The organism is Ruminococcus sp. zg-924, assembly GCF_024433635.1.
GTDB lineage: Bacteria > Bacillota > Clostridia > Oscillospirales > Acutalibacteraceae > UBA7067.
The window spans coordinates 40,161-52,846 of the sequence record NZ_WNJZ01000010.1 but is presented as its reverse complement, the minus strand read 5'-3'; the positions used below and the strand labels follow the sequence as shown (position 1 = coordinate 52,846).

General features: G+C 40.5%; 4 protein-coding genes. All 4 read left to right on the top strand.

Going from position 1 to position 12,686, the window contains the following annotated elements; translation table 11 throughout:
- The first annotated feature begins 61 nt into the window (after positions 1–61).
- The 4 genes from GMA13_RS06110 (at position 62) to GMA13_RS06095 (ending at position 12,641) form a co-directional block, all read left to right on the top strand.
- Positions 62–1,324 carry a chloride channel protein gene (locus GMA13_RS06110; RefSeq protein ID WP_255883195.1) on the top strand — a complete coding sequence of 421 codons (1,263 nt, stop codon included), beginning with the start codon at positions 62–64 and terminating at the stop codon, positions 1,322–1,324.
- 23 nt (positions 1,325–1,347) lie between these two features.
- Entirely contained in the window at positions 1,348–2,259 is a 912-nt protein-coding gene (locus GMA13_RS06105) for an aldo/keto reductase family oxidoreductase (protein WP_255883194.1), read from the top strand.
- Positions 2,260–2,379: 120 nt separating this feature from the next.
- On the top strand, positions 2,380–5,118 hold the full coding sequence (locus tag GMA13_RS06100; protein ID WP_255883193.1) for a CDP-glycerol glycerophosphotransferase family protein: 2,739 nt from the start codon (positions 2,380–2,382) through the stop codon (positions 5,116–5,118).
- Positions 5,119–5,399: 281 nt separating this feature from the next.
- The gene (locus GMA13_RS06095; protein ID WP_255883192.1) at positions 5,400–12,641 is read left to right on the top strand and encodes a Calx-beta domain-containing protein; all 7,242 of its coding nucleotides are present in this window, start codon (positions 5,400–5,402) and stop codon (positions 12,639–12,641) included.
- The last annotated feature ends 45 nt before the right edge of the window (positions 12,642–12,686 follow it).

Below are 12,686 nucleotides of genomic sequence, written 5' to 3'. Positions count from 1 at the left end.
TTATGCGGCTCAATGCTTGAAAAAAGAACAATGTAATGGTAATATATTACAGGTGATACATATGGAGTTAAACCTTAAAAAGCATATACACACAATCAAGGATTTTTCCCTTGCATTTTTGAAATGGATATTGGTTGCTGCCCTGTGCGGCATTATTGGCGGTCTTATTGGTGCGGCATTTGACAAAAGTGTTGCATTTGTCAGCGGTTTATGGAATACGCATACATGGCTGCTCTTTCTTCTGCCGCTTGGCGGTGTTGTTATAGTCTTTCTTTACCGCATATGTAAAATGGACGAGAGTGTTGGCACTAATAATATTATAAATTCCGTGCGTACAGGCAACGGTGTTCCAATTATACTTGCGCCGCTTATTTTCGTAAGCACTGTTATAACGCACCTTTTCGGCGGTTCGGCAGGTCGAGAGGGTGCGGCGCTGCAGCTTGGCGGAACGCTCGGTGCAAAAATCGGCACTCAGTTCAAGATGAAACCAAAGGACGAAAACATAGCTATAATGTGCGGAATGAGCGCTGTTTTTTCGGCTCTGTTTGGCACACCGGTTACAGCGTCAATTATGGCTATGGAGGTTACAAGCGTCGGTGTAATGTACTACGCAGGCTTTCTTCCGTGCGTGTTTTCGTCCATTATAGCCGTTAGGCTTTCAAGCTTCCTCGGTGTTGAGCCTTTTGCCTTGAAAATTATGTCTGTGCCTGATTTCAATTTTATTCCTGCATTACAGGTGGTTGTGATTGCCGCAGTTTGTGCAGGTGTGAGCATTGTGTTCTGTTTTGTGCTGAAATCAGCTCACCGCTATGCAATGGTTTATCTGAAAAATCAGTATTTACGTGTAATAGTCGGCGGCTGTGCTATAATACTGTTAACCCTTCTGTTGAACACAAGGGACTACAACGGAATCGGTATCAGCGTTATTGAGCGTGCCGTAAACCTTGGGCAGGTAAAACCTGAGGCATTCGCATTGAAGCTTATTTTTACGGTTATAACAATAGGCAGCGGCTACAAGGGCGGCGAGATTGTGCCAACCTTTTTCATTGGTGCAACTCTTGGTGGCTTGATTGGCAGCCTGATAGGCGCCGATGTAAGCTTTGCCGCAGCTATCGGTTTGATTGCACTTTTCTGCGGCGTAACAAACTGTCCGATAGCTTCGCTTGTTCTGAGTGTTGAAATCTTTGGCTCACAGGGCATCTTGTATTTTGCAATTGCCTGCGCCGTAAGCTATATGTTGTCAGGCTACTACGGACTATACAGCAGTCAGAAGATTATGTATTCAAAGCTAAGGGCAGAGCTTATTAATATAAATACAAAATAGAAAATAGAAAGAGGATTATTACTATGAAATATCAGAATTTCGGAGGAAACTCAACTTCTGCAATAATTATGGGATGTATGCGCCTGAACCAAATAGAGAAAAACGGTGCATTTTCACTGATAGATTCAGCAATCGACAGCGGTATAAATCACTTTGACCATGCCGATATTTACGGAGACGGTGAATGTGAGAGTATATTTGGAGAGTATCTAAAGAATAATCCTTCATCAAGAGATAAACTGTTTATTCAAAGTAAATGCGGAATAAGACAGGGTTATTATGATTTTTCAAAGGAGCATATTTTAAACAGCGTTGACCAAAGTCTTAAAAGACTTAATATTGACAGCCTTGATTGCCTTTTGCTACATCGTCCCGATGCTCTTTTTGAGCCGGAGGAGATAGCGGACGCTTTTGAATTGCTCCAAATCAGCGGTAAGGTAAAAGCCTTTGGTGTAAGCAATATGAACTCAATGCAGCTTGAACTTTTAAGAAAATACGTTAAAGCTCCTATAATTGCAAACCAGCTTCAATTCGGCCCAATGTTTACAGGTATGATTGATTTCGCCTTAAATGAAAATATGACAAAACCCGAATCTGCTGACCGTGACGGAATGATTCTTGATTATTGTCGACTTAACGGCATAACAATTCAAGCATGGTCACCGTTTCAGTACGGCTTTTTTGAGGGTGCGTTTGTGGACAACGAAAAATTCCCTCAACTCAACCGGTGTTTGCAAAGAATAGCCGATAGCTACGGAGTTACAAAAAATGCAATAGTCAGCGCTTGGGTGTTGCGCCACCCTGCTAATATGCAGTTAATTGCAGGAACAACAAACAGACTCAGGCTTAATGAGATATGTCAAGGGGCAGACATAACTCTTTCAAGACAGCAATGGTATGAAATTTACAAAGCCACAGGTAAAACTCTTCCGTAAAGCAATCAGCACTTTTATAAATTTTAGTAATTTACATTTTATTTGCAGTGTGCTATAATACGACAGGTTAACAGAGATTAGTTACAGTTTATATAAATTATTTTATGGGGCGAATTTGAGATGAAAGAATTAAGAGAAAAAGAAATTACCGTTATTATTATAGCTGATGATGACAGCGTTTCTAAGCTTCCAAAAACTATTTCGTCAGTTGAAGCTTGCAGTACATCAAATTGCATCTTAACAAACATAATTGTTATTGATGCGACTACAAAGGGAGTAGCAAAGGTAGACTCTAAAGTAAAAAATCAAATAATAAAGAAGCAGCATAACGAGTTTATGGGAGCAGCTTTAAACAGAGCTGTGGATACGCTTTCAACACAGTTTGTTTCATTTTTTGGCAGTGGAGACTTTGTATCAACCGGATTTTTTGAAAAAACCGTTGCTAACATAAAAAAACACAAGGTTCGCTTTGCGTCTGTTGAATCGTTTTGCTTTGTACCCTCGCTTGACCGTGAGGAAAAGAGTGCGCTTAATAAATCCGGCAGATTTTTAAATGACGCCGCTGTATCTGTTGAAGAAAGATGCGATTTTATCCAGACTACTGCAAATGCCACTGTTTTTCTGTCATCGGTATTTAAAGAGCGTATGTTTAATGCCAATATTAAGTATGAGTATTATCAGGATTATATGATGAAGCTTTTGCTTGACAATCCGGTATATGGCGTTGTTTCAGGGGAAAAGTATAATTTCTTTAAGCCTCAGGAGGACAATGCGCTTTACCACATAAACACTATATATAAAGATTGGTATATAGATTCGCTTGCAGATTTTCTTATTCCGCTTATGGAGTGCTCTCAGCAGGAAAACGGTGAATTGCCGCTGTTTATCAGCTTCTATATTATGTATTATTTTCAGGCTCGTTTTCTTGCAAATATGAATAACAGAAACAAGCGTGTAATGACTGATAACGAGCTTAAGGCGTTCTTTGCTATGATGCGCCACGTTCTGAAAAAAACAAATGATGGTATTATTCTTAACAAAAACCGTTTTCCGGCGTTTTCTTACAGCTTAGAGTGCGCTTTGATGTTTAAAGAGATTAAAAGCGGCAGCTCTGGGCTTAACAGAGTTGTTGTTGAGGATAAAAATGACGCAATATTAAGCATTAATGAAACTGACAGTAATGTTTTTGTATCAAGGCTTTCAAGTATGCATATCGGTGTCCATGTTCTTGACTACACAGACGGCAGGCTTACTATTGACGGGTCTTTCAGAAACGTATATATCGCAGAAGAATTAAACCTCTATGCTTTGTTTAACGGCAAAAAATATACGTTGGAAAACAATGACCGCTATTCACTCACAAAATATTTTGGCATCAGCGCATATAAAAAATTCACTTTCCATCTTGAATTACCGCTTGACAGCTCAAGACAGGAGCAGAAGCTCCAATTCTTTGCAAAAGTCGGTTCAACTGTTGTGCCGCTCAACTACTCTTTCTTGCATCATTGGGCAAAGCTTGCTGTTAACCCTGAAGCAAGCTACTGGTGCTTTAACCGCTACATTGCAAAGCACAGCGCAGAGGAAAAGGCAATTATTATTGAAAAATCCAGCAGATTGAAGAAGCTCAAAAGCGAGCTTAAGTTTCTCCCGCAGCTGTTCAGAGAAAGCAAGAAATATTTTCTGTTGCGTCTTTTATATGATGTGACAATTCCGTTTTTCAAGAATAAAAAGATTTGGCTTATGTACGATAAGCTCTACAAGGGCGGAGATAGCTGTGAATATCTTTACCGTGCAACGGCCAAGAATAACGACGGAATAACAAAGTATTATATTATCGACAAAAATACTTCCGATTATAAGTCGCTTAAGGCTGACGGCTATAAGCCTGTTGCAACACGCTCAATAAAGCACCGCTTGGCGTTTTTGCACTCTGATATTGTGCTGATAACAAACTCAAATCTGTTCCCTTTTAACGGCTACAATATGGATCGTTCACGCTTTATCAGGGGCTTGTGCAACTTTGGCTCAATGTGCCTTCAGCACGGCTTGACCGTTCAGAAATGCGCTATGGCTCAGCAGAGAATCATAGATAACACCAAGATGTATTTTATTGCGTCAAAGTATGAAAAGGGCAATCTTGAACATCACGCATATAATTACAAGGGCTTTGATATAATTAAGTTAACAGGTATTGGCAGATATGACGGTCTGAAAAATAATGATCAGAAACAGATTTTGCTCTCTCCTACATGGAGAATGTATAACGCAATGCCGGTTACATCAAGTGAGGGAGTTCAGCGTGAATACAATCCTGAGTTTAAGTATACCGTGTATTATAAGATTTATAATGACCTTATCAACAATGAAAAGCTTTTGAACTGTGCTAAGAAAAACGGATATAAGATAAAATATCTGCTTCACCCTATACTCAGCGCACAGCTTAAGGATTTTAAACCCGGCGATGGAGCAGAGGTAATAGCCTCTGTCGGCGATTTAAGCTATGAAAAAATTCTCACCGAGTCAAGCCTTATGGTAACTGACTATTCAGGCGTGCAGTTTGACTTTGCATATATGAAAAAGCCGCTTGTTTATTTTCACCCGTCACAGCTTCCTGCTCACTATGATGACGGCTGTTTCTTCTATGATACAATGGGATTTGGCGAAATCTGCACAGAGAGCGAGCAGCTTGTGGATACACTATGCGCATATATGGAGAACGGCTGTAAGATGAGCCAAAAGTATATTGACAGAGTTGATGATTTCTATAATTTCCACGATCATAACAACTGCGAAAGAATATATAAGGAAATACTCAATTTCCAAAAGCAGGTTGACCGTGATAAAATGAGAACAAAATAAAATGACAAAACTCAATAAATCTGCCATACCGGTCAGTATTTTTATGTTTTTGCTCAAAAATTCTTTACCACCCACGGATAAATTTCCGTGGGTGGTTCTGTATATTAGATACCTCAGCAAAGGCAGTGGCTGTAAAGTTATTCAAAAGCATTAAATTGTAACGAAAGAATTTTTCAACATTTTTTTGTAAAATTTTATTATGTGATTGACGAAATACATAAAAAATGTTATAATATATATGATTATTATCGTATATATACAAGTTTTGGAGGTGCGATTATATGGCTAAAACAAAAAGAGCTAAGAAAATCTGTAAGGAGATTGTTGCGCTTGTTCTGAGCCTGTCAATTATGTTGTGCTGTGTTCCGTATTTATCCGCTTCAGCGAAAGAAACGGAAAAGAGTTACACACGGCTGTACGATTATGACGAGCTTGCACATCGCTATCTTTCTGAGAACGAGGAGGCAAAGTCCGAATATCCAAACGGTGCTTTTATGTTTCCGCTTTCATCGTCACAGCTCAAGCAGAACGAGCTGTACGCAGTTGAGGTGTTCAGAGAGGGCGGGACAAAAGGAGAAGCGTCCATCACGGTTAAATCAGTCGATATGACAGCTCAGTACGGTATTGACTATGAGATTTTCCTTGATAATAAGTACGGCTCCTCACCGGTTGACGGTAAAGCAAACCCGTATTACGATATGGAGGAATACAGCTTCATTGCAACGCATACTCAAAAGGAGGTTGTTTATGCGTCAAACAATGACGAAAACACTCAGCAGGTGCGTAAGGACGCAAGTGATTACAATGATTATCTTCTCAATGAAGTAATGCCAACATCAGGTGAGTTTACTCTGAATTTTGCAGACGGCGAAAATTCCAAAACCATTTATATTCAGACCCACCGCAAGGACGAGGTTACGGCAAACCTGGAGTTTACGCTGAACCTTTGTAACCCTAATGGCGGCAGCATAGGCGTGCAGACAAGCTGTGCCTTTACAATTCTTGAGGAAAGAGAAATTCCGCCAACTTACCTTGAGCTTGTCGAGGGCAGTGTGAATCCTGAAAGTGAGGAAGCTTATATTACTGTAAAAAGAAGCGGTAATATTGGAACAACAGGTACGTTTACAATAAGAACGGAGTCTGCCTCCGCAAAGGCAGGGGAAGCATATCAACCTGTTCAAATGCCGCTTGAGTTTACCCCCGGTATGTCTGAAATCAAGGTGCCTGTAACAATGCTTAAAAACGCCCAAAGCGGAACATATTTTAATGCCTGCCTTGAGGATATAACTGTTGCAGACAGCAAAAATCAGATAAAAAGAATGAATATTTCCGATAAGGCGGCGGTAGAGGGCAAGCACCAAACTACCCTTACAGCCTCTGAGGAATATATTTCCTCCGGTTCAATGGTAAACACAAATTCAGGAACGCGCGGTGTTCAGCTGATTGATGCTTCACAATTTTTTGTTTCAACTGTTACCGACAGAGGTACCGGAAGTCAGGATCACGGATATCACCATGACGGATCCGATATGAAACTTGAATATGACAATAACTGGAGCAGTTCAAACAACTGTATATCCGTAAGGTCAAATGAAAAGATTAATTTTACAGGCGTTGATTCAATTACAATCGCAATAGATAACTTCTCCGGTTCAACTGTGTCGGACGACCAGCTGTTTTATGTTGCGGACAGCGATAAATTCAAATCCGATACTTCAAATTATGACTGGGTTGACAAACTTGGCGGCTATGGTGGCTGTTGGCAAATGACAAACATCTCAAATTCTTTTATTCAGAATACAGCCTCACTTGACCAATCAAAGGTTAAGGGCAGTCATTATCTGTATCTTGCTTTGCATAAGGGTGCAGTTGTGGGTTATGCAGGCTATAAGGTTTATAACCGGGGAACCAGTCAGGTTGACCACAATCTGCGGCTTAATATGACAAAATATAACCTGACTATTATAGAGCCTAACTCCACACCGATATACGTAGACGGCAAACTTGTTAATACTCAGGTTGCAAAAAATCATCAGCTTGTAGACCCTGCTTCAATGCACGATAATGACCGAAATACAGGCACTTCATTCTCAATTTACAGAGATGAATCTACTGCAATTTCTGCAATTGTCGACTCTCAGTTTAATAATCTTGTAAAGCTTGAGGGTGTATATTTCTGCGAAAGCGGAAGAACGTCGAATCATTCAGAGCTTTATAAGCTTGGCAGCGATTCCTTCACTCTTACATCTGAAATTCTTGAAAAATATTCTTCCTATATAAACGACAAAAAGATAGTTATTCAGCCTGTATATACAGTGGCTGACTCAAATCTTAAAATTGAAAGCTTTGATAATACTAAGACTAACGGACAGAAATTTGTTGCCGACAACAACAGCTGTACAGGTAATTTTTATTATAACAATGAGCTTGTAGGAACATTAAGCTGGACAAAGTCAGAGCGTGAAAACGGCAACTATCTTGTTGCCGATACACTCAAATTTAATTTTGAATATGCTGACAATACATCGTCAAAGCTTTGGAATATGAAGCTTGACACAAGGGCGGCTTCCACCGAAAGCCTGCTTTCCTCTGCTGACATCATAACTGTTAATACAGGCACATTTTCTGCGAACATTCAGCTTTCGGATTTGTATTTTTCGGTAACTCCGAACTTTTATCTTGCAGATACTACAACAGTGCTTAATATTACAAATCCCAATTACGGTGACTTTATCGGAAAGGGCGGCAAGTACGCAAAGCAGAATTCCGACGGTTCTGTCACTCTCAAGGGCTACTCCTCTGAAGACGGCGCAACAGACACCGTATTTACAGATATGTCTGTCAACGAGATAATCACTTTTTATGCACAGCCAAATTCAGGCTATCGTGCAAAGTGGAGCTATACAGACAGTGCCTCGCACCAAACTAAAACATATTACGGAAACAGCTTTTTCTACGCTATACAAAATCCGTATTACATAGATGATAATCACATAACCCTGACGTTTGAAAAGACAGGCGGCAATTATTATTCATTCAGCTTTTACGGTCAAACCCTTTTACAGGAAGGCTCAATAATAAATCCGCCTACAAGTCAGACCGAAACATATAACCTTGTCAGCGGAGCGCAGATAACAATGGACAGTTATTCTGCCTTGTCTGATGCAAACGGAGAGTTCCATCTTGAAACAAACCCCGGAGAGGAAAACTCCGAAATTGTCAAGATTTCTGCGTCAGCAGATGAAATTCACAGAGCATTAGTTTTCTACAACAATCAGTATTACATTTGTGATATTGATATGTCGGAATACCTTTCATCGGGCAGTGTTTCAAGCATTACGGCACAGCTTAAGCTTGACTATAAAACGAACGGAGTAATGCCGACTTCAATTTATGCATTGTCATCTGACGGAACTGTTTACGGCGATACCATTACCTTAATCACGGCTAATGCTGTTCAGTTTGATATGACTATAAATACAAAAGGTCAGAGCAAGGACAAGCCGGTAAATCTTGTTCGCTGGTCTGTTGAAAATGAGGACGGCGTAAAATCATCATATGATGTTGAGCTTGACGAGGGAGAAACCGTTTCTCATTGGGCAAATACGCTTTCGGAAATTATAAAGCAGGGCGACAAGCTTTATGTGGAGTTAATGTGGAAAGGCTATGACTCTGACGCAAACGCCATTTATTCAAGCTACGGTAAATTTGATACAGGCTACAGCTTTATTGCAACATCGGTAACAGATACAATTACCTATGCCCCCGATGTCGGCGCTCCTTCTACAATGAGCCAGCCTATACCCGTGCTCGGACCTGTAAGTCCAACTATTTCCATAAAGGGCTTCACACCCATAATCAATACCGGCACAGCCGGAACAGACAATGACGGACACGAAATTCATACTATTACAATAGGCATTAGCTTTGGCAAGCTGAAAAATATTGCTGCAAAGGACAGCAAATGGTCTACTTTCGGTCCGATTGATAAGGCAAAATCTCTTGGAGATATGTTAAGCAATTTTGACGCTGCCAACAACAGTCTTTCCGGACTTCCCAAATTTGCCGGTGGAAAATCACTTGCAAATTCACTTAATATGAAAACCGCTGTTAAGCTTTCTTTCAGCGTAACCTTATGCTATCAGGGAAATTATTATGTTGATGAAGATTCGGGCGATTGGAAGTTTGTAGGCAATCTGTTTATTGCCGGCGCAGGCGGTTCAATAAGGGTAAGCATTCCGTTTGTGCTGTGTTATATACCCTGCTTTGCTTACTTTACAGCTTCGATAAATGTAAATATTTATATGGGCATTTTTGCAAATACAGACGGTGAAACCGGAGAATCGGTTGCGCTGACTCTTGATCAGCTTGCTGATGCCGAGGCTTCCACCTTCCAGGGTGTATATGAACTGAAAATAGGACTTGGCGCAGGCGTTGGAATAGGTTTTGACGGTCTGTTGTCTGCGTCGGGCGGAGTCGATTTCCAATTTGACATTCAGTTTAATGACTATATGAGAGGTTACGGAACTGTCGGTATGTCAGGAAGCATAACTCTTGAATTGCTTTTCTTAAAGGCTTCGTGGAGCGACCAGTTCTTTAAGACTGAAATGTTCAATACTCTTAATGACTCGGAGAATTTTATGAATGTACGTGCGCTTCAGTCAAAGATTGAAACTGACTTGCTTAAAAATACGACTATCGGCGATATGGTTATTTCAACAGCAGATGCGTCAAACAAACTATATTCTCAGCGAGGAATTACCGAAGAAAAGGTGATTGAAGGAACTCAGTCCCCTGTAAATCCCGAAATCATATCAATAGGCAATAACAGATACCTCATTGTAAGCACAGCAACGGATGCCTCAACATCTAAAAATAATGTTCTGCATTATTATATTTACGATGAATCTTCAGATGAGATAGTTGAGTCAGGTCCTCTTCTTAAAAAAGCAATAGAGAACGCTTTTGGTGAAGCAGCTGAAAATGAGCTGGAGAAGCTTACAGCTGATTATCAAAAAATAGATAACGATGCGGTTATGACAGACTGCGGTGATGATATTCTTATCGCTTGGAATAAGTGTGTTGTGGCAGATGACAATGACAACAGTGCATTGCTCAATTCTGTAGGCATTGCAACAATTTACTACAATAAGGCAAGCGGCAAATTCCACGACTATAAGGTAATATCAGATAAAAACAAAAAGTTTATGTATATGACACCAAAGCTTGCATATAACAGCAGCACAGATACTGCTCAGGTTTTCTATCAGGCAATGAATGTTGAGAATCTTACTCTTGATACAACACTTGAGGAGCTTCAGTCTTACCCAACGGTTCTGCTCACCTCATATCGCAGCGCAGATACAGGCAAATGGTCAGACGGAGAGCCAATATCTATCAACGGCAAGTATCTTAAATATTTTGATGCAGCACCATACGGCGATGAAATTATGCTTTCCTATGTAGCTTCTAATACATGCGGATTTACGCTTGATTCAGTTGACGAATTTGAAATAGAAAACGATTTCGATACTTCAATGTTTGATACCGGTAATTCAATGTATATTCAGCAGTTCAATGTAAACGACGGCAAGCTTACATCTACAAATCCTATGCGAATTACTAAAGACGGATATGTAACGGCAAATCCAAAGCTTATAAATGTAAGTGCAGATGGTATACAAAATACTCTTCTGTTCTATAAGTGCAACGGACTTTATGCTTATCAGAATATAACCAATATTCTGACTAACGGACTGTATACAAATTCAGACGGGCAGTTACAGATAAGCGAAGCATACGTTGAACCTAAATTTATATCAAATGAAGAGGATTACACGGTAAATGATGACTTTTCGGTTTATAGTAACACAAACGGAGATATCTATGCGCTATGGACTACAACCGAAAGCAACCAGCAGCAAATCTGGGCAAAACAGTTTGTATTTAACAGAATTGATAAGGTAACAGAGGTAGGTAAGCTTGATTCTAACGGAATGACAATATGCGATGAAAACTCAAATCCTGTTACGGAAAAGCTTGATACTCCCTTGTATTTCCTTAACGGATATTGGGGCGGAAAAACTTACCTGACCGAAGGCGGAATTTACGGAAGCGACAATACGGGACTGTATAAGGACAACTTTACGGCGCTTGTTCTTGATAACGGCGACCTGCTTACTGTTTTCAATGCATATGACAGAGAAATAACAGATAGTGGATGCAAATATGTAAACAATATGCTTGTTGTTTCAGAATATAATACAGATTCCGAATATCATACGCCTGAAAAAATTGACGCAATCGAATTTAACAACGATTACCCAACCGGCGGTGAAACAGTTAATGTTGCCTGCCACGCTGAAAATCTCGGCGTTAAATCAGGCAGAAATGTTACTGCAACATTGTATGTAAACGGAAAAGCCTATGACAGCATTACCGAAGATGTTTGGCTGTCGGCACAGGCAAAGACGTTTGATTTCTATTATACTTTGCCGCAGGGGCAAAGGGCAGACGGCGTATCAATGTACTTCACAGTAACAGAAAACGGTGAGGAAAAGCTTGTTTCAGATTCGTTTACGTTTAAGCAGGGTCCTGACATTGAGATAACAGGGCTTACACTTTCTGAAATCAACCTGATTACGGAGGATAACGATAACGCAAAATTCTTTGTTCGTGCAAAAGTTCAGAATAAGGGCAACGAAGCTTACACAGGCGGAGATTATGTTCGACTTGTTGACTTCAACGTTGAGGAAATGTGTAAGGCTATGGAGGACGGCTATAAAGCAGAAAAACCAATTTACACCTCCTTCGGCAGAGAGATGATTAACAGCATTGAAATTGGCAATACAACCGAGGTTTGCTTTATTTCAGAGGATATTCCGTCACAGGTATTTGAGAAGACGGGAACTGATACTGCATATCTTGAATGTATAGTTTCCGACAAGGATGAGGCTGATTGGGATACACGCAATTCTGAAGAAAAATTCAGCTCAAAATCGGAATTCTATCCGGGTCTTACTTCAAAGCCGGTTCCGAAAAAGGCTAAATCACTTATCGTAAACGACATTACCGTTCAGGTTGACAAACAGCAAAAGCTCACTAAGAGCGTTAATCCTGTTTCCTCTCTTGTTAACAGTAAGGTTTCTTACTCATCATCAGATGAGAGTATTGCAACAGTTGACGATTTCGGCGTTGTTACGGGACACAAGGAGGGCACAGCGGTTATTACAGCCTCTATTGACGGAATTACCGACGTTGCCGAGGTAACTGTCAGCAGCACTCCCGCTCCGACTCAGCCCACCGAGACTCAACCCACCGAGGCTCAACCCACCGACGAAAGCGGTGCAACCGACGGCACAGATGCAACTCAGCCGTCAGCTTCGGATGGCGACAATGCTATCAAAGACGGACAAGCGGGCGCAATTCAAACAGGAGGCGTTGTGTTGACAGCAATATTACTTACAATGCTTGCCTGTGCAGTTGTTGTTTACTTCCTTAGAAAGAGAAGAATAGAAAATTAAGTGAAAAGGTCTTGATTTTGCAGGTCTTATAATAAAAAATGGAGT

Excerpts from the sequence above, each read along its gene's own strand:
- GMA13_RS06110 (WP_255883195.1), top strand. The coding sequence starts at position 62 with ATGGAGTTAAACCTTAAAAAGCATATACACACAATCAAGGATTTTTCC.
- GMA13_RS06105 (WP_255883194.1), top strand. The coding sequence starts at position 1,348 with ATGAAATATCAGAATTTCGGAGGAAACTCAACTTCTGCAATAATTATG.
- GMA13_RS06100 (WP_255883193.1), top strand. The coding sequence starts at position 2,380 with ATGAAAGAATTAAGAGAAAAAGAAATTACCGTTATTATTATAGCTGAT.
- GMA13_RS06095 (WP_255883192.1), top strand. The coding sequence starts at position 5,400 with ATGGCTAAAACAAAAAGAGCTAAGAAAATCTGTAAGGAGATTGTTGCG.